The organism is Roseicyclus persicicus, assembly GCF_012395815.1.
Classification (GTDB): domain Bacteria; phylum Pseudomonadota; class Alphaproteobacteria; order Rhodobacterales; family Rhodobacteraceae; genus Roseicyclus; species Roseicyclus persicicus.
In genome coordinates this window covers 570,950-588,312 of sequence record NZ_JAAZQQ010000001.1, presented here as the reverse complement: position 1 = coordinate 588,312, position 17,363 = coordinate 570,950, and the positions used below count along the sequence as shown (strand labels likewise).

The 17,363-nt window shown below is 68.6% G+C and carries 16 protein-coding genes; 11 read left to right on the top strand and 5 right to left on the bottom strand.

Annotation, left to right across the window (positions count from 1 at the left end):
• Positions 1 to 47 precede the first annotated feature (47 nt).
• From HCU73_RS03070 to HCU73_RS03060, 3 genes are all read left to right on the top strand, one after another.
• Positions 48 to 1,499, top strand: a complete 1,452-nt coding sequence (locus HCU73_RS03070) for a hypothetical protein (protein ID WP_168621921.1) — start codon at positions 48 to 50, stop codon at positions 1,497 to 1,499.
• Between the two features lie 143 nt (positions 1,500 to 1,642).
• The gene (locus HCU73_RS03065; RefSeq protein ID WP_168621920.1) at positions 1,643 to 2,422 is read left to right on the top strand and encodes a hypothetical protein; all 780 of its coding nucleotides are present in this window, start codon (positions 1,643 to 1,645) and stop codon (positions 2,420 to 2,422) included.
• On the top strand, positions 2,422 to 4,713 hold the full coding sequence (locus tag HCU73_RS03060) for a sulfatase-like hydrolase/transferase (RefSeq protein WP_168621919.1): 2,292 nt from the start codon (positions 2,422 to 2,424) through the stop codon (positions 4,711 to 4,713). The genes HCU73_RS03065 and HCU73_RS03060 overlap by 1 nt, the downstream gene beginning before the upstream one ends.
• Before the next feature lie 93 nt (positions 4,714 to 4,806).
• Here the strand turns inward: HCU73_RS03060 and HCU73_RS03055 are convergent, their stop codons facing one another.
• A complete protein-coding gene (locus tag HCU73_RS03055) occupies positions 4,807 to 6,120 on the bottom strand; it encodes a hypothetical protein (RefSeq protein ID WP_168621918.1) in 1,314 nt (437 codons plus the stop codon).
• 656 nt (positions 6,121 to 6,776) lie between these two features.
• On the opposite strand from HCU73_RS03055, the gene HCU73_RS03050 reads away from it, so the two are divergent.
• The 4 genes from HCU73_RS03050 (at position 6,777) to HCU73_RS03035 (ending at position 10,474) form a co-directional block, all read left to right on the top strand.
• Positions 6,777 to 7,568 carry a hypothetical protein gene (locus tag HCU73_RS03050; RefSeq protein ID WP_338051964.1) on the top strand — a complete coding sequence of 264 codons (792 nt, stop codon included), beginning with the start codon at positions 6,777 to 6,779 and terminating at the stop codon, positions 7,566 to 7,568.
• Positions 7,569 to 7,580: 12 nt separating this feature from the next.
• Positions 7,581 to 8,477, top strand: coding sequence for a hypothetical protein (locus tag HCU73_RS03045; RefSeq protein WP_168621916.1), 897 nt, complete (start codon positions 7,581 to 7,583; stop codon positions 8,475 to 8,477).
• A 90-nt stretch (positions 8,478 to 8,567) separates the two neighbouring features.
• The gene (locus HCU73_RS03040) at positions 8,568 to 9,272 is read left to right on the top strand and encodes a class I SAM-dependent methyltransferase (protein ID WP_168621915.1); all 705 of its coding nucleotides are present in this window, start codon (positions 8,568 to 8,570) and stop codon (positions 9,270 to 9,272) included.
• On the top strand, positions 9,272 to 10,474 hold the full coding sequence (locus tag HCU73_RS03035) for a glycosyltransferase family 2 protein (RefSeq protein WP_168621914.1): 1,203 nt from the start codon (positions 9,272 to 9,274) through the stop codon (positions 10,472 to 10,474). The genes HCU73_RS03040 and HCU73_RS03035 overlap by 1 nt, the downstream gene beginning before the upstream one ends.
• On the opposite strand, the gene HCU73_RS03030 is transcribed toward HCU73_RS03035, so the two are convergent.
• Together HCU73_RS03030 and HCU73_RS03025 are read right to left on the bottom strand one after the other, a co-directional pair.
• Entirely contained in the window at positions 10,471 to 10,908 is a 438-nt protein-coding gene (locus tag HCU73_RS03030) for a DUF1178 family protein (protein WP_168621913.1), read from the bottom strand. The two genes, HCU73_RS03035 and HCU73_RS03030, sit on opposite strands and share 4 nt — an antisense overlap.
• A 46-nt stretch (positions 10,909 to 10,954) precedes the next feature.
• Positions 10,955 to 11,431 (bottom strand): NUDIX hydrolase, encoded by a 477-nt coding sequence (locus tag HCU73_RS03025; RefSeq protein WP_168621912.1) that lies wholly within the window; start codon positions 11,429 to 11,431, stop codon positions 10,955 to 10,957.
• 99 nt (positions 11,432 to 11,530) lie between these two features.
• On the opposite strand from HCU73_RS03025, the gene HCU73_RS03020 reads away from it, so the two are divergent.
• From HCU73_RS03020 to HCU73_RS03005, 4 genes are all read left to right on the top strand, one after another.
• Positions 11,531 to 12,067: a glutathione peroxidase gene (locus HCU73_RS03020; RefSeq protein ID WP_168621911.1), complete on the top strand. Its 537-nt coding sequence runs from the start codon at positions 11,531 to 11,533 to the stop codon at positions 12,065 to 12,067.
• The gene (locus HCU73_RS03015) at positions 12,064 to 13,200 is read left to right on the top strand and encodes an arginase family protein (RefSeq protein ID WP_168621910.1); all 1,137 of its coding nucleotides are present in this window, start codon (positions 12,064 to 12,066) and stop codon (positions 13,198 to 13,200) included. Before HCU73_RS03020 ends, HCU73_RS03015 begins: the two co-directional genes overlap by 4 nt.
• A 77-nt stretch (positions 13,201 to 13,277) precedes the next feature.
• Positions 13,278 to 13,463: a hemin uptake protein HemP gene (hemP, locus tag HCU73_RS03010; protein ID WP_168621909.1), complete on the top strand. Its 186-nt coding sequence runs from the start codon at positions 13,278 to 13,280 to the stop codon at positions 13,461 to 13,463.
• Between the two features lie 79 nt (positions 13,464 to 13,542).
• The gene (locus HCU73_RS03005) at positions 13,543 to 14,007 is read left to right on the top strand and encodes a BLUF domain-containing protein (protein ID WP_210730457.1); all 465 of its coding nucleotides are present in this window, start codon (positions 13,543 to 13,545) and stop codon (positions 14,005 to 14,007) included.
• 72 nt (positions 14,008 to 14,079) lie between these two features.
• On the opposite strand, the gene HCU73_RS03000 is transcribed toward HCU73_RS03005, so the two are convergent.
• Positions 14,080 to 15,588, bottom strand: coding sequence for an NAD(P)(+) transhydrogenase (Re/Si-specific) subunit beta (locus HCU73_RS03000; RefSeq protein ID WP_168621908.1), 1,509 nt, complete (start codon positions 15,586 to 15,588; stop codon positions 14,080 to 14,082).
• A gap of 19 nt (positions 15,589 to 15,607) precedes the next feature.
• Positions 15,608 to 17,182: a Re/Si-specific NAD(P)(+) transhydrogenase subunit alpha gene (locus tag HCU73_RS02995; RefSeq protein WP_168622352.1), complete on the bottom strand. Its 1,575-nt coding sequence runs from the start codon at positions 17,180 to 17,182 to the stop codon at positions 15,608 to 15,610.
• Between the last annotated feature and the right edge of the window lie 181 nt (positions 17,183 to 17,363).

The following is a 17,363-nucleotide window of genomic DNA, read 5'->3' as shown; positions in this document are numbered from 1 at the left end:
CGCGCCCTGCCCTAACCTCGGGGCGCGGCGAGCAATCGGAGGGGCCAGTGGCCGACAGACCTGACAGGGACGACACGCGCATCGCCGGCCACGGCGTCGTGGTGCGCGCGGCCAATGGCGACGTGATCCGCTACGACCCCACCGGGCTGGTGATGCGGCTGTCCGACCAGGTGATCGCTGACATCGCGCTGCGGCTGGGCCAGTCCCCCGCCGACCCGCGCCCCGCCGCCCCCCCCGCACCCCCGCCGCCGACCGCGACCGCGCCGGTCGACGCGGCCGACGCGCTCGACGCGCTCGACGGCCTCGACGCCTGGGGCGTGACGCGGGAGGGCGACTGGCTCCGCTTCACCGCGCGGATGCCCGGCGCGCAGGGCGTGCGCGGGTTCCGCCGGCACGTCACCGGCGGCGCGGTGCTGGGCGACGGGCCGGGGGCGGTGCTGGGCATTCTCGGCCTCGGCGGGCCGCGGGCGGCGCTGGCCACGCCCGGCGCGCCGGCCTTTCCGCACCATGTCGTCGGCCCCGCCGATGACATCGGCGCGGTCGGCATGGCGGGGATCGAGGCCGCACCCGCGACCGACAGGCTGGAGCCCCTGCGCGAATGCCCGCTCGAGGCGCAGGTCGCCGAGGTCATCCTGCACTGGCAGATGGAGAAATTCGCGCCCCTGCCGCTGATCTTCACTCGCGTGGAAACCGACGCCTCGGCCAGCGCGGCCGACCTTGCGCGCGGCATGGCGGTGGCCAACCTGATCGCGGCGGCCGGCAACCTCGGGGCCGCCGCCGCCCGCATGGGCAAGCGGGCCCGGATCCTCGCCGTCTGCCTCGACTACGCGCTGGAACACGTGACCGGCGACGCCATTGCCTACCGCGACGGGATGCTGGCCACGATGCGCGCGGTCGAGGACGGGCTCGGACGCCTTGGCTTCGACCGCCCGCTGTTCGTGGCGCGCTTCGAGGCGGGGCTGGCGCCCGAGACGGCGGCGGCGGTGATCGAGGGGCAGTGGGAACTGGCCTGGAACCATGGCGACCACCGGCTGATCTTCGCCGCGCCCTCCTACGGCTTCGCCCGCGACGCCTACGACCGGCCGACGCCCGAGGCGCGGCGGCAGATGGCCGAGATGACGGCGGCCGCGCTGGCCGAGGGCGCGGGCTGGCGCTGCCCGACCCTGTTCCTCGCGGAATGGGAGCCGGGGGACGCGCCGGTGATCCGGGTGACGGCGCAGGCCGAGGGGCCGCTGGGGCTGGAGGCGGGCGCCTCCTCGGGCTTCACCCTCCTCGGCGCGGAGGGGAACCGGGTCGAGGCGGTCGAGATCGCCCCCGACGACCCGCAGGCGCTGCTGGTCCGGGTGACGGCGCGGGCCGCGGGCCTGCGCCTCGCCTATGCCGCGGGCACCCCCGGCGCGCTCCGCGACGACTGGGCGATGGACAGCGCCACGGGCGCCAAGCTGCACCGCCGGGCACTGCCCGCGATCCTCCCCGTCCGCGAGGGCCGCCATGCTTGAGCTGCGCCATCCCTCCGGTGCCGCCGCCGCGCCCCGCCACCGCCGGGGCCTCCGCGCCGCCGGCCCGTCCCGGGCCGCCGCCCTGCCGGACCTGCCCCGACCGCTGACCGCCGGCGCCTCCGTCGCCCTCCCCGGAGGCCGCCATGCTTGAGCTGCCCCAGCCCCTGCCCCCCGGCGCGCTCTGCGACCGGCCCGACGACCTCCTCGCCGAGACGCTCGAGGTGACCGGCGCGCACTGGTGGACCGGCGCGGGCCTGACCGCCGACCACGCCGGCGCGGTGACCGGCTGGGCGCCGCGCCTCGGCCCCGTCACCGCCGTTCCGACCGCGCCCAACACCGGCAACGCCCGCATCGCCGCGGCCGGCGACCTCGCCGGGCTGCAATGCCGCGACGGTCTGCATTGCGGCCTCGTCGCGGAAACCGTGGTGCAGGACGCCCGCACCGTCACGCTCGCCGTCCGCTACCTGCCGTCCTGGGGCGAGGAGGCCCGGACCGTCCTGACCCTCAACACCGGCGGCGCGGTCAAGAAGGGCGAGGACGAGAACTACCTGTTCCTGTCCGAGGCCGAGGGCCGCATCACCGTCAAGGACGACCAGGGCCTGGTCGAGGCCACCCTGCCTGCCCCAGCGGGCGACCAGTCGCGGCTGGTGGTGGTGTCGCTCGACGGCACGCGGCTGGCCGTCGCCCTGCCCGGCGGGGCGGAGGCCGCGGCCACCGCGCGGGCCCCGGTGCTGTCGGGGGCGGCGAGCCTCTTTTTCGGCTGCCGCAACCAGCGCCCCAAGCTCCTCAAGACGCTGGGCGGCGCGCTCATCGCCGATGTCTGGCTCTGGCCGGGGCGGGCCCTGCTCCTGTCCGACGCCGAGGCCGACCGCGCGCCCATCCTCGCGCTCCGGCGCTACCGCGTCTGGACGGAGTTCGCCTGATGGGCTTCACCCGCGACAGCGTGGCGGGCGGGCACCTCTGCGTGATCTGGGTCGACGACCTGATCGACGTCTACACCTGGCGCGACGCCTTCGGCCTGCGCATCCGGACGCCGAACCTCGACCGCTTCATGGCCCGCGCCGCGCGCTTCACCAACGCCTACGCCACCGTGCCGCTCTGCGCCCCCTGCCGCGCCGAGATCGCCACCGGCATCAGCCCGTTCCGCTCCGGCCTCGTCGACCTCAACCGCTTCTGGCGCGACGTCTACCGGCCGGAAAAGGCGTGGCAGTACGACCTCCGCCGCGCCGGCTGGCACACCTTCACCACCGGCAAGGTGGACAGTAACTACCAGCCGATGCCCGAGGCCTACCGCCGCATCCTGTTCCACGAGGAACCCGCCGCCGACGACAACGGCCGGCGCTCGGGCGTCAAGACCTACCTGGACCGCGGCCCGGGCATCAAAGGGGTGAACCACCCCGACGACGACGGGTCACAGGACGACCGCTTCTACGACTTCCAGGTCGCCCAGAACGCCATCGACTTCCTCGGCCGCGCCGACCCCAATCGCCGCCACCTGATCCAGCTCGGCTTCAAGCACCCGCACTACAACCTGATCACGCCCGACCGCTTCTACGCGCAATACGACCCCGCGCAGATCCGCTGGCCCTCCATCGCCCACGCCGACGACTACCATGGCCCCCAGCCCGGCTTTGCCGTCTACGAGGCCGCCTACATCGCCAACGGCCAGTGGACCCCCGAAAAGGCCGGCGACGAGGCCTGGCGGCAGGTCGTCCGCGCCTATTTCGCCGCCATCTCTCACATGGACCACGAGCTCGGCCGCTTCCTCGACGCCCTCGACGCCTCCCCCCTCGGGCCCCACACCACCACGATCTTCTTCTCCGACAACGGCTTCAACCTCGGCACCCACGACAGCTTCCACAAGATGTCGCAATGGGACAGCGCCGCCCACATCCCGCTGGGCATCCGCCACCCCGCCATGACCGCCGGCACGGAAATCGCCACCCCCGTCTCCCTCCACAACATCCCCCGCACGATCATGGACCTGGCGGGCCTCCCCCCGCGCCCCGACTGGACCTCGGGCCAATCCCTCCTGCCGCTCATCGACCCCTCCTTCGGCGCCTACGACCGGCAATGGTCCCCCGTCACCTGCGTCTTCGGCACCCTCTCCGTCCGCCCCTCCACCCCGGGCCTCGAGCACCTGCGCTACTTCCGCTACCCCAACGGCGAGGAACACGTCTACGACCTCGTCGCCGACCCCGGCGAGACCACCAACATCGCCGCCACCGCCCCCCTCGACACCCTCCGCGCGGAACTGGTCAAGGGCGCCCTCAACCTCGGCCTCGACCTCCGCGGCCACGAGAACCCCGCCGATGGCGTCAACGCGATGATGGCCGTCGACGGCTCCGTCATCCTCGCCGGTGGGCGCGGCGACAACGACTACTGGGCCTACGGCGCCGACGCCGAGAAGATCGTCGAGGACCGCGACGGCGGCACCGACACCCTGTGGTACATGGCCGGCCCCGACGACTACGTCCTGCACTGCCCCGCCAACGTGGAAAAGATCCGCATCGCCACCGTGGTCAGCCGGTCCGAGGCCGACGGCCAGACCGGCAAGACGATCCGCATCGTCGCCCACCCCGACAGCCCGATCGAGTTCGAGACCTCCGAGCGCGTCGAGATCGACCTGACCGGCTCCCACGGCGACGACGTGATGATCGGCCCGAAACACGGCGGCGCGGTGTTCCGGGGCGGCGCGGGCAACGACCTGATGATCGCCAAGGCCAAGCAGGCCAACCGCCGCCACGAGTTCTACGGCGAGGCCGGCAACGACACGCTCCACGGCGGCCCGGGGCGCGACACGCTCGACGGCGGCACCGGCGACGACGTGATCTACGGCTACACCGGGCGCAACCTGATCCGGGGCGGGCACGGCAACGACGTGATCCACGACGGCGAGGGCGCCTCCACCGTCGACCCGGGGCCGGGGCGGAACCTTGTCACGCTGGGGCCCGGCGACCACGAGGTGATCGTGGGCACCGGCGTGACCGAGATCGACGCCGCGCCCGGCGCCAAGCGGTTCCGCATCGCCTGGGGCGGGGTCTGCGTGATCCGGGGCTGGGATGCGGGGCAGGTCTACGACCTGTCGGGCTGGCCCGCCCCGCCGGAGGTCACGGCGCGCGGCGGCGGGGTCTGGCGGCTGCGGCTGGGGCTCGGGATTGTGGAGGTGACGGGCGTGCCGGCGGGGGTGGATCTGGGGGGGCAGGTGGTGTGAGGAGGCAGCATGGTTCGTCAAAAAAAAACAACGAACATGACGTCGGCCACTTCCTTTTCCAAGGCCAATAAATTACGCAGGATCCAAAGTTAGCTAGGCTTTTGGATTGAATATCGACACACTCCTGGTCGTGGGAGGCAACCTTCCAGCGTCCTGTGCAGCTTTTATTATCTCAGCGTTGGGGTCGGGGTGTTCGGCTAACTGACCTCCGAAGATTTTTTCCCTCAAGCACGCACTAACGACTAGTTCAAGATCTCGGATCGGATCACATCCATACTGCTTGTAGTATTTTGGATATTTGCTCGAGTCGTATACGTCTGGTGCACCTCCATGAATAACTGATGCGCGTAACCCAAGTAATGCTCGCAACTGCCCTTGAGGAATATCATTGCCAAGTATAGAATTAACACCATCAATTACGGCTTGGGTAGCGTTGTTTGAGTCCCCGAGCACCGCATCAAGTGACATGCAAAGAATAGGGAAGCGCTCCTCAGGCGAAAGCGACCAAGCACGATAGAAGTACTCTAATGCTTTCAGCTCCCGCAACACCTCGCTGTCTGGCGATCGCAGCTTATCAGAAAGCGTCTTCATCCAACCCGCATCAATATCAGTAATTTCGATATCGTGCATACACGGTGGCGTATGTACCTTTTCAAATGAATACGTGAGTCCATTCTTGGATATCGTGCATCTACCGCCGAACAGTTCTCTGCCCGAGAACATGTGCCTATAGTCTGGCAATGCCGTTAATGCCAAGGCTCCCAAGACCGATGAACGGGTCTTCAGAGAGGCCCGGTAGTCCGGAGAGTATACTCCTAACCAAGCCCCAGGCCTGCGAACTTTCCCCGCGAACCCGAGCTGAGGAGGAAAAACGCGGGGGTCAAGTTCACGCATTTGCTGCTGGTCTTCAAGAAAAAATGGGTTCTCTTCATGTGGTGACGAAAAGAAATACTGATCGGACACAAAACTAGACCCCACCGAAACTGGCACAAGTGGAAAAACAGTTAGCTCGGATCTTGGCTTAAAGAGATGGCACGCAGCTAGAGCGGCCGCCAACGCAGCTTTGTTCGCTTCGGGTATCCATTCATTGAAAGGTCGCTGATCTCTATTTCCGAATACCACATCTCCAATATAGTCAAAGTTTTCGCTAATGAAATGCTTCAAGTTGGAGCATATTTCGTCGAGGGGGAGGGCTCTCAAATAATTTGCGCCAACACTTCTGACCTGTAACGCAGTGAGGTTCAGCTCAACAGAGTGATAATAGATCGTTACTCCCAGCCTTCTTTCCCAGAGCCGAGCACCGGGAGGCCCAAAGAGGAAAGAATGCTCAGCACCGTCGCCCCCCATTGAAAGCGTAATAGAACTCAACAAATTTTCCACAATCTCTTTGTGGATTCTATTAAACAAATTACTACTCCTTCAAATTAAATTAGCATCAATGAGCTGAATTTCCGAACGCTAGACCATGACCCAAGGAGGTGCAAGGTGACGTCCGTTTGAAATCCAGACTCGTATTGACGACTAAGTATAGCTAGAATTACACACACCTGACTCTTCATCATCATCTAAGTTTCCATGCTTCATGCTTCATGTGGGCAACCGCATCGAAGGCACTAACACTCCTAGCTAGATAATATGGTTTCTGATTCAAGCCAATGTTGGTAGTGCAGTAGCCCATTGTAGACAATACCGAATTGATAGGACAACATATATGCACGGGTGATTTGCCGTTTGCGGCCAGTCTCCAAGATGACCAAAGCGAAATGTCAGCTTAGACGAAAGGCCGTATCGCACTAGGCTGCATGGGCGCCTGACCGCGCCCTCACCCAACATCCCCGCCCCGACCCCACCCAAACCGCGTATGTACGCCCTGTGTACGCCCGGTGTACGCCCCGTGCCCCCCGCCCCGGCCGCCCGTGCACCCCCGCAACACCCCCCGGGCCTCTCCCGGAAACCCTTTGCCTTGCCCCCCGAAACAGGCGACAACTTGCGCAACAGCGCCCCAGAACGCGCGACATGAGCAGCTTCACGAGGTACCCAAGGTGGAACGCAATCGCAGGCCCGTGGCCTCCCTCTGGATCGGGGAAAAGCTCCAGTATCTCAACCAGTTGTGCCTGAAATCCCACCTGCGGCACGGCCACCCCGTGACGCTCTACTGCACCGATGACGTGCAGAACGCCCCCGAGGGCGTCGAGGTGCGGAAAGCCTCCGAGATCATGGACATCCCCATGGACATCGTCGAGGAAACCTCCGCCTCCTTCCTGTCGAATGTCTTTCGTTACAAGATGATACGCGCCACCGGCGCGATCTGGATCGACTGCGACGCCTTCTGCCACAAGCCCTTTCCCGACGAGTGGGAGTGGATCTTCGCCGGCCACGGGATGCGCGGCGCGCTGAACTGCGGCGTCGTCGGCCTCCCGCAACAGTGCGAGCTGATGGACCGCCTGCTCGACTACTACGACAACCTCCCCGACGCGCCGCCCTGGTGGAACAAGCAGCAGCGGAAGAAGATGGAAAAACAGAAGGATGCGCCCCACGCGGTCAAGATCTACCGCACCGAGCGCACCGCCTTCGGCCCGCAGGCCTTCACGTATTTCGCGCAGCAGACCGGCGACTACGAGCGCGCCATGACCCCCGACGTGATCTACCCCGTTCCCTTCCAGCTGAACGACATCTTCTACGACCCGCACGGCCGCGTGGAGGGCTGGTTCACCGACGCCACCGTGTCCGTGCACCTCTACACCAACGGCACCAAGCCGTGGTGGCGCAAGAACCCGCCGCTGGAGAACTCCTACGCCTGGCGCATGTGCCAGGAGGTGGGGATCGACCCCGCCGCGGCGCTGGAAACGGACTGAGGGGGCGCGGTCATGGCCCCCTCGCTGACCCTGTTCTTCGTCGTCGAGCCGCCGACCTACCAGTACCTGTCGTGCTACCTGGCCGCCTCGATCCGCCAGCACCTCGACCCGGGGATCACGCTGGTGGGCTACTGCCCCGCCCACCGCATGGACGAGCTGGACCCGGCCGCCGTCGAGACGCTGCGCCGGATGGGCTGCGAGGTCCGGCCGATGCAGACCGAGGGGGTGTTCGACCCGCCCTACCCGCACGGCAACAAGATCATCGCCTGCCAGCAGCCGCGCGAGACGGCCTGGGCGGGCTTCATGGACAGCGACATCCTGGTGCTGCAGCCCCACGACATCGGGCGGCTGCTCAGGCCCGGGCATGTGACCTGCTCGGCGGCGGCCTCGATCCTGTGGAAGCCGGACGACCTGTGGGAAACGGTCTACGGCGCCTTCGGCCTGCCGGTGCCCGAGGAGCGGATCACCCTGATGCGCGACCGGCGGCGGCCGATGGTGCCCTATTTCTCGTCGGGCTTCGTGATGTTCCCCGAGGACAGCGGCTTCCCCTCGGCCTGGATGGAGACGGCGCAGGCGCTAGACCGGGTGGAGAAACTCGAGCCCTTCCGGCGGCCCTACCTCGACCAGATGAGCCTGCCTGTGGCGATCCGGCGGGCGGGGCTGGGGTGGAACGAGCTGAAGGAGAACGACCACTTCATCCTCGGCGGCCGCCTGCGCGGCAAGCCCTTCCCCCGCCACAAGCCGATCACGGCGGTGCATTACCGCAAATGGGAGGTGCTGGACGAGGCCGGGCTGGCGCAGGACGGCTACAATGCCCTGAAGGCGATGGTGGGGGTGAAGCGGATCCGGCGCATCTTCGACGTGTCCGAACCCGACGACGACATCCCGGCCGGCGCCGGCCCCGGCTGACCGGGGCGCGCGCGACATGACCAGGCTCGCCCATGCGACGACGGCCGTCCGGCCCGCGGTGGCCGTCCCGCGCCGCTCAGGAGGATAGCCATGGGGATCAGCATCAACATCGCGCTGCAGCTGGCCTATCTCGCGCCGATGGTGAAGGACTGCCGCAAGGGCATCATGCTGGGCCGCCAGAAGATGCACTTCAACCCGCCCGGCTGGACCGACCGCCTGATCAAGAAGCTGGCGCGGCTGGGCATCACGGCGACGCCCGAGGACCTGTTCCAGGAAGACGGGTTCTGCGAGACCTACCTGAACACCATCGGCTGGCCGAAGCTGGAAAGCCTCGACTTCTCGCCGATCGACGGGGCGGAGTATGTCCACGACCTGTCCCAGCCCGTGGGCGAGGACCTGACGGGCCGCTTCGACCTGATCTACGACGGCGGCACCACCGAGCATGTCTTCGACATCGCCCAGAGCTTCCGCAACATCGACGCCATGCTGGAGGACGGCGGCATCTTCGTGTCCTGCGTCGGCACCGACGGCTGGTTCGGCCACGGCTTCTACCAGATCGGGCCGGACGTGCCGTGGCGCTTCTGGCATCATTCCCTGGGCTACGAGGTGCTGGGCTGCTGGACGATGACCCGCAAGGGCACCGAACGGCCCCGCAAGATCCCCGACCCGACCAACATGCCGCGCGGCGCCGAACACCGCTACAGCGCGCCGCAGTTCCTGTTCTACGTGGTGCGCAAGACGCCCCGCGACGGCGCGCCGAAGCCCGTCATCCAGAGCCATTACGTGAACTACTGATGGCCAAGGGGCGCCACAGCCTCGTCTCGATGATGAAGGACGAGGGACCGCGGCTGCTGGAGTGGCTGGCCTATCACCGGCTGATCGGCGTCGATACGGTCTGGATCTGGACCAACGACTGCCGCGACGGGACCGACGCGATGCTGGACCGGCTGGCCGCGATGGGGCTGTGCCGGCACCTGCCGAACGACGTTCCGCCGGGGCGCAAGCCGCAGCCCCATGCCCTGGGCCTCGCCGACAGGACGCCGGGCGTGGCCGACACCGGCTGGATGATCGTGCTGGATGCCGACGAGTTCCTGCACGTGAAGGCGGGCGACGGGACGCTGCCGGCCCTGCTGGCGGCCTGCCCCGACGGCACCGAGGGCGTGGCGATCCCGTGGCGGACGATGGGATCGAACGGCATCGCGGACTGGTCCGCCGCGCCCCTGCTCGACCAGTTCACCCGCGGCGCGCCCGAGGGGTTCCGGCGCGGCTGGGGGGTCAAGACGCTGTTCCGCCCGTTCCCGCACCAGAAGCTCGGCATCCACCGGCCGACCATCAAGGGGGCGAAGCGCGACGAGGGCCGCATGGCGGCCCTGATGGCGCGGCGATGGGTGAACGGCTCGGGCGTGCCGATGCCGCCCTCCTTCCTGCAGGACGGCTGGCGCTGCTCGGCGGCGACGGCGGGCTACGGGCTGGCCGAGATCGCCCATTTCGCGGTGCAGAGCCGCGAGGCCTACCTGTTGCGCGGCGACCGGGGCAACGTGAACCTCAAGCCCGACAAGTACGACGCGACCTATTTCGCCGTGTTCGACCGCAACGAGGAGGCCCTGCCGCAGCTGTCGCGCTGGTCGCCCGCGGTGGCCGCGCTCGTGGACGACTGGCTGCAGGACGCGGAACTGAAGCGGCTGCTACGGGCCAGCATCGACTGGCACCGGGCGCGCCTCGGGGCGCTGCGCGACACACCCGGGTTCGCCGCGCGCATGGCGGCGCTGGAGCGGGCGGCGGCGGTGCCCTACGACGCGCTCGACGGGCTCCTCTTCGTGCAGCCGCTGACGCCGGCGGGCAAGCGGCGGGTGGCCGAGATGCGGGCGGCGGGCGTGCCGGACGCCGAGATCGCCCGGCACATCGCGCGGGCGGTGCAGGCACTGGAGGCGCAGCGCGACGCGCGCGAGGCGGCCGAGCTCAGGGCGATGGGGGTGGTGCCGGCGGGCGGCTTCTAGTTGGCCTTGTCGGGCGGCAGGAACGGCAGCGGCGCGATGGGGATGCCTTCCTCGATCAGGGCGCGGGCCTCCTCGGGGCGGGCCTCGCCGTGGATCATGCGCGTCTCGGCGTCGCCCAGGTGCATGGCGCGCGCCTCGGTGGCGAAGCGGCCGCCGACATAGGTGGAGTTCTTGGCGAGGTGTTCGCGCATCGCGCGCAGCATCGGCTCGGCCGGGTGGGCCGGCTGCGACAGGGGTTTCTCGACCGGGGCGGGCGCGGGCGCGTCCTCGGCCGCGGCGACGCGGGGGGCCATCAGCGCCTTGGCCACCTCGGTCCCGCCGCAGACGGCGCAGGACACGAGACCGCGGGCCGCCAGCGCCTCATAGGCGTCGGCCGACTGGAACCAGCTGTCGAAGCCGTGGCCCTCGGAACATTTCAGCGCGTAGCGGATCATGGTCGGGCAAATCTATGCGAGCCTGCGGCGGGTTCAAGCCGCCCCGTCAGCGCAGGCGGTCGGGGTCGAACCGCTCGATGATCTGTTTCAGCTCGGGTTCCTCGACCCGGGCGGCGGCCTTCTTGCGGCTCATCCACTTGCGCTTGCGCTGGCCGGCCTCGGGAAACGCCTCGTCGAAATGCGAGACCTCCAGCGCGAAGACCAGCACGATGCAGGGGATCGACAGTTCCTCGTCCAGCCACTTGGCGTAGGAATAGAGGCCCAGCACCTCGTCGTAGACACGGCCGCGGATGCCGGCCTCTTCCCAGGCTTCCTCGGCGGCGGCCTCGGCGGGGCGCATCCCGTCCATCGGCCAGCCCTTGGGGATGATCCAGCGCCCGGTGTCGAGGGACGAGATCAGCAGGAATTCCGCCCCGTCCTTCTTCTTAGCGCGGAAGGGCAGCGCGGCGAACTGCGTCCGCGTCTCGCGCTTGGAGGCGGAGGGGATGCGCAGCGGGGCCTGGACGGGGGTGGAACGGGTCATGACGTCGAGTTATGCACGCGGCCCCGCGGGTTGCAAAGGGCGCTTGACCGGGCCGGGCCGGGACATAGCTGTGGCGCGGACCGGACGAAGGAGGCGCCGATGGACCGCCGCAGCTTGACCCTGACCCTCGCCGCCCTGCCGCTGGCCGCGCTGGCGCGCCCGGCGCGCGCGCAGGGCACGTTCCGCTTCGACTCGATCGACGGCGGGCAGTACGACATGGCCGACTGGCGCGGGCGGCCGGTGCTGGTGGTGAACACCGCCTCGCTCTGCGGCTACACCCCGCAATACGACGAGCTGCAGGCGCTGCACGAGGAATACGGGCCGCGCGGTCTGGTGGTGCTGGCGGTGCCGTCCGACGATTTCAGCCAGGAGCTGTCCAGCGACGCCGAGGTGGCCGAGTTCTGCGACGTGAACTTCGGCCTGACCCTGCCGATGACCACGATCACGCCCGTCCGGGGCACGGGCGCGCACCCGTTCTACCGCTGGCTGCGCGACACCTACGGGTTCGAGCCGGGGTGGAACTTCAACAAGGTGCTGCTCGATGGCGAGGGGCGGATGGTGCAGAGCTTCGGCTCCAACACCCGGCCCACGGGCAACCGCATCCGGCGCGAGATCGAGGCGCTGCTGGGGGCGTGACCCGGCCCCTGTTCCTCGGCTCGGAGATCTACCGCGGATCGAGCTACGGGCCGTGGCACCCGCTGCGGGTGCCGCGGGTCTCGACCGTGATGGACCTTTCGCGCGCCATGGGCTGGCTCCCGCGGGAGCAGTTCCGCACCAGCCCGCGCGCGAAACCGGCCGCCCTGACCATCTGGCACACGCCCGAGTATGTCGCCGCGCTGGAACGGGCCGAGGCCGAGCAGGCCGTCAGCGACGGGGTCCGCGACCGCCACGGCCTCGGCACCGTGGCGAACCCGGTCTTTCCCGAGATGTTCCGCCGGCCCGCGACCTCGGCGGGCGCGTCGCTCCTGTCGGGGGAACTGCTGGCGGAGGGCGGCGTGATCTACCACCCGGGCGGCGGCACGCATCATGGCTTTCCCGACCGCGCCGGCGGGTTCTGCTACCTGAACGATCCCGTGCTCTCGATCCTGTCGCTGCGGCGCGCGGGCGCGCGGCGGGTGGCCTATGTCGACATCGACGCGCATCACATGGACGGGGTGCAGCACGGGCTGGCCGGCGACGCCGAGACGCTCCTGATCTCGGTCCACGAGGAACGGCGCTGGCCCTTCACCGGCGCGCTGGAGGACGATGGCGGCGGCAACTGCCTGAACCTGCCGGTGCCGCGCGGCCTGAACGACAGCGAGATGGCCGAGATCCGCGAGCGGCTGATCCTGCCCGCGGTGGCCGCCTTCCGGCCCGACGCGATCGTCCTGCAATGCGGCGCCGACGCGGTGGAGGAGGACCCGCTGTCGCGGCTGACCCTGTCGAACAACGCCCATTGGGCGGTGGTGGCGGGGCTGATGGGTTTGGGCTGCCCCCGCCTCCTGGTGCTGGGCGGCGGCGGCTACAACCCGTGGTCGGTGGGACGCCTCTGGACCGGGGTCTGGGCGACGCTGAACGGCCACGAGATCCCCGACCGGGTCACGCCCGAGGCCGAGGCCGTGCTGCGCGCCCTCACCTGGAACCGGGCGCGCGCGGGCCGCAACCCGCCCGAGACCTGGTTCACCACGCTGCGCGACGCCCCCCGCCCGGGGCCGGTGCGCGACGAGGTGGCCGGACGGGTGGCGGTGCTGGCGCGGCGCCCTGCGGCACGTGGCCATTTTCCAGACTGAAACACTCGGGAATTGACATATCCGATTCTTTTCGTCAGGTATGCGGGGACGGCACTGACAGGACCGGAGACGCAGCGATGAGCTTTCACGGACAGAGGATCGACAGCCCCGACACCAGCCGCACCGCGCCGCCGCAGCACAGCGTGGCCGTCTACGACGCCCGGCGCCTGACCGACGGGGCCGGCACGGCGATGATCGTGCTGGACGACAAGACCTACACCCTGCGCATCACGCGGGCGGGCAAGCTGATCCTGACGAAATAGGCGGGGCGCGCCGCCGCTGCGCGGATTTCGCAAGACTTGGCCGGGCGGGTCCGGTAGCCTCGGGCGGGTGCCGCGCCGGTTGCCGTGCCGCGCCCCGGTCCGGGACGGGCCGCACCCTGCAGGAGCGACCGTCATTCCGGATCTTGTCCAGCTGATCTACACATCCCGGCCCTTCGGCTTCGACGAGGCGAGCCTTGCCGGCGTCCTGCTGGACGCGCGGCGCTGCAACAGCCGGGACGGGATCACCGGGGCGCTGATCTGCCGGCACGACATCTACCTGCAACTGCTGGAAGGCCGGCCCTCGGCGGTGCGGGCGGCCTTTGCCCGCATCCGGCGCGACGACCGGCACGTCGAGGTGCGGCTGTTGTCGTCCGAGCCGGTGGCCGTTCGGCTGTTCCCCGACTGGGCGATGCTGCACGACCCGGTGCAGTCGCTGATGTGGTCGCAGACGGCCGACGCCGCCGACCTGACGGAACGGATCCGCCCCGCCGAGGCGCGGCAGGTGTTCGAGGCGCTGGCGGCGCAGGCCCGGCGCGGCCGCTGAGGCGGCGCGACCCGCCGACATGGCAAGGGCCCCGTCACCGGAGCCCTTCTTAAGCATTGGTGATCGGCCGTTTCAGGCGATCTTGGGCAGCAGCTCGTCCAGCGACTTCTTGGCGTCGCCGTAGAACATCCGCGTGTTCTCCTTGTAGAACAGCGGGTTCTCGATGCCGGAGTAGCCGGTGCCCTGGCCGCGCTTGGACACGAAGACCTGCTTGGCCTTCCACACCTCCAGCACCGGCATGCCGGCGATGGGGCTGTTGGGGTCGTCCTGCGCCGCCGGGTTCACAATGTCGTTCGAGCCGATGACGATGACGACGTCCGTGTCCGGGAAGTCCTCGTTGATCTCGTCCATCTCGAGCACGATGTCGTAGGGCACCTTGGCCTCGGCCAGGAGCACGTTCATGTGCCCCGGCAGGCGGCCGGCGACGGGGTGGATGGCGAACCGCACCTCCTTGCCCTTGGCGCGCAGCTTGCGGGTCAGTTCCGACACCGACTGCTGCGCCTGGGCGACGGCCATGCCGTAGCCCGGCACGATGATGACGCTGTCGGCCTCGTTCAGCGCGGTGGCGACACCGTCGCTGTCGATGGCGACCTGCTCGCCCTCGATGGCCTGCTGTTCGCCCTTGGCGCCGCCGAAGCCGCCCAGGATGACCGACACGAAGGACCGGTTCATCGCCTTGCACATGATGTAGGACAGGATCGCACCCGACGAACCCACCAGCGCGCCGACCACGATCAGCAGGTCGTTGCCCAGCGAGAAGCCGATCGCGGCCGCGGCCCAGCCCGAGTAGCTGTTCAGCATCGACACGACCACGGGCATGTCGGCGCCGCCGATGCCCATGATCAGGTGGTAGCCGATGAAGAAGCCGAGCAGCGCCAGCAGCAGCAGCGCCCAGGTGCCCGCCCCGCCGAGGTAGAGCGCCAGCAGCGCCAGCGACCCCGCCGCGGCGGCGGCGTTCAGCATGTGACCGCCGGGCAGCTGTTTCGCCGCCGTGTCGATCTTGAAGGGCAGCAGGCTCGAGTTGCCGGACAGCTTGCCGTAGGCGACGACCGATCCGGTGAAGGTGACGGCGCCGATCCAGATGCCGAGCACCAGCTCGACCCGCAGGATGCCGATCTCGACGGCGGTCTTCTTGCCGATCAGTTCGGCGAAGTTCGACAGCGTGCCGAGCAGCGTGTAGGCCTCGGGCGACAGCGGCCCCTCGGGCTGCGGGAAGGGCAGGCCGGCCTCGGCGAAGACGGCGGCGACGTTGCCGATCTCCACATGGGCGTTCACGCCGACGAACACGGCGGCGAGGCCCACGAGGCTGTGCATGATCGCGACCAGCTCGGGCATCTGGGTCATCTGCACCCGGGTGGCGAGCTGGTAGCCGACGGCGGCGCCGCCCGCGATCAGGATCAGCGACATGACCCACAGGCCCGAGCCCGGGCCGATCAGGGTGGCGAGCACGGCGATGGCCATGCCGGCGATGCCGTACCACACCGCGCGCTTGGCGCTTTCCTGCCCCGAGAGGCCACCGAGCGACAGGATGAAGAGCACGCCGGCGACGGCGTAGGCCGCAATGGTGAAACCGAAATCCATCTGTTCTACCCCTGCCCGCTCAGGACTTCTGGAACATGGCGAGCATCCGCCGTGTGACGAGGAAGCCGCCGAAGATGTTCACGGCGGCCATGAAGATGCCTAGGGCGGCCAGCACGGTGATCAGCACCGAACTGGACCCGACCTGCATCAGCGCGCCGAGGATGATGATCGACGAGATCGCGTTGGTGACGGCCATCAGCGGCGTGTGCAGCGAATGGGCCACGTTCCAGATCACCTGGAAGCCGATGAAGACCGACAGCACGAACACGATGAAGTGCTGCATGAAGGTCGCCGGCGCGATCAGGCCCACGCCCAGCAGAGCCGCGCCGCCGACGGCGAGCAGCGTGACCTGGTTGCGGGTCTGCGCCTTGAACGCGGCGATTTCGTTCGCGCGCTTTTCCTCGGGCGTCAGTTCCTTAGGTTTCTCGCGCTTCTGCACCGCGATGGCCGCGACCTTGGGCGGCGGCGGGGGATAGGTGATCTCGCCGCCGAACACCGCGGTGGCGCCGCGGATCACGTCATCCTCCATGTTGTGCACGACCGTGCCGTCCTTGCCGGGCGTCAGGTCGGTCATCATGTGGCGGATGTTGGTGGAGTAGAGCGTCGAGGACTGCGCCGCCATCCGGCTGGGGAAGTCGGTGTAGCCGACGATGATGACCCCGTTGTCGGTGACGATGCGCTCGTCCTTCTGCGTCAGCTCGCAGTTGCCGCCGCGTTCCGCCGCAAGGTCGACGATGACCGAGCCGGGCTTCATGCTCTCGACCATGTCCTTGGTCCAGAGCACCGGCGCCGGGCGGCCCGGGATCAGCGCGGTGGTGATGACGATGTCCATCTCCGGCGCGATCTCGCGGAACTTGGCCAGCTGCTTGGCCTGGAACTCGGGGCTCTGCGGGGGCGCGTAGCCGCCGGTGGCCGCGCCGTCGGGCAGCTCGTCGGCCGAGAACTCGAGGAACACGAACTCCGCGCCCATCGATTCGATCTGCTCGGCCACCTCGGGCCGCACGTCGAAGGCGTAGGTGATCGCGCCGAGGCTGGTGGCCGTGCCGATGGCGGCCAGACCCGCGACGCCCGCACCCACGACCAGCACCTTGGCCGGCGGCACCTTGCCCGCCGCCGTCACCTGCCCGGTGAAGAAGCGGCCGAAGTTGTTGCCGGCCTCGATCACGGCGCGGTAGCCGGCGATGTTGGCCATTGACGACAGCGCGTCCATCTTCTGCGCGCGGCTGATGCGCGGCACCATGTCCATCGCGATGATGTTGGTGCCGGCGGCCTTGGCGGCCTCCATCAGCTTCTCGTTCTGGCCCGGGTAGAAGAACGAGATGACCAGCTGCCCCTCGCGGAACTTCTTGGCCTCGGCCGTGGTCGGCGGGCGCACCTTGGCGACGATGTCGGCGTCCTTCCAAAGCGCGGCGGCGGTTTTCACCACCGTCACGCCCGCGGCCTCGTAGGCCGCATCGGTGAAGCCCGCGGCCGCACCGGCGCCGGCCTCGATGACGCAGTCGTAGCCGAGTTTCTGCAGCTGGAGCGCGCTGTCGGGGGTCATCGCCACCCGTGCTTCGCCCGGCTCGATCTCCTTCGGAGCCCCTATCTTCACTGTCATCCCCTCTTCGACATGGCCGTGTCCCGTCGCCCCATAGCAACACACGCCGCGCTTCACAACGGGGGGCTGCGCGACATTTTATTGCGCATACAATGGCATACCGTTTGCGAAGTGTTCAGGGGTGCCGTTGCGTCACCGGCAAGGGGGATTTGCGCGCGCGCGCAATGGGGTAGAA

Coding starts and splice junctions, on each gene's coding strand:
- HCU73_RS03030 (WP_168621913.1), bottom strand. CDS start 10,908: ATGATCCGCTACGCGCTGAAATGTTCCGAGGGCCACGGCTTCGACAGC.
- hemP (WP_168621909.1), top strand. CDS start 13,278: ATGAGCTTTCACGGACAGAGGATCGACAGCCCCGACACCAGCCGCACC.
- HCU73_RS03045 (WP_168621916.1), top strand. CDS start 7,581: ATGGCCCCCTCGCTGACCCTGTTCTTCGTCGTCGAGCCGCCGACCTAC.
- HCU73_RS03060 (WP_168621919.1), top strand. CDS start 2,422: ATGGGCTTCACCCGCGACAGCGTGGCGGGCGGGCACCTCTGCGTGATC.
- HCU73_RS03000 (WP_168621908.1), bottom strand. CDS start 15,588: ATGGATTTCGGTTTCACCATTGCGGCCTACGCCGTCGCCGGCGTGCTC.
- HCU73_RS03040 (WP_168621915.1), top strand. CDS start 8,568: ATGGGGATCAGCATCAACATCGCGCTGCAGCTGGCCTATCTCGCGCCG.
- HCU73_RS03065 (WP_168621920.1), top strand. CDS start 1,643: ATGCTTGAGCTGCCCCAGCCCCTGCCCCCCGGCGCGCTCTGCGACCGG.
- HCU73_RS03035 (WP_168621914.1), top strand. CDS start 9,272: ATGGCCAAGGGGCGCCACAGCCTCGTCTCGATGATGAAGGACGAGGGA.
- HCU73_RS03025 (WP_168621912.1), bottom strand. CDS start 11,431: ATGACCCGTTCCACCCCCGTCCAGGCCCCGCTGCGCATCCCCTCCGCC.
- HCU73_RS03020 (WP_168621911.1), top strand. CDS start 11,531: ATGGACCGCCGCAGCTTGACCCTGACCCTCGCCGCCCTGCCGCTGGCC.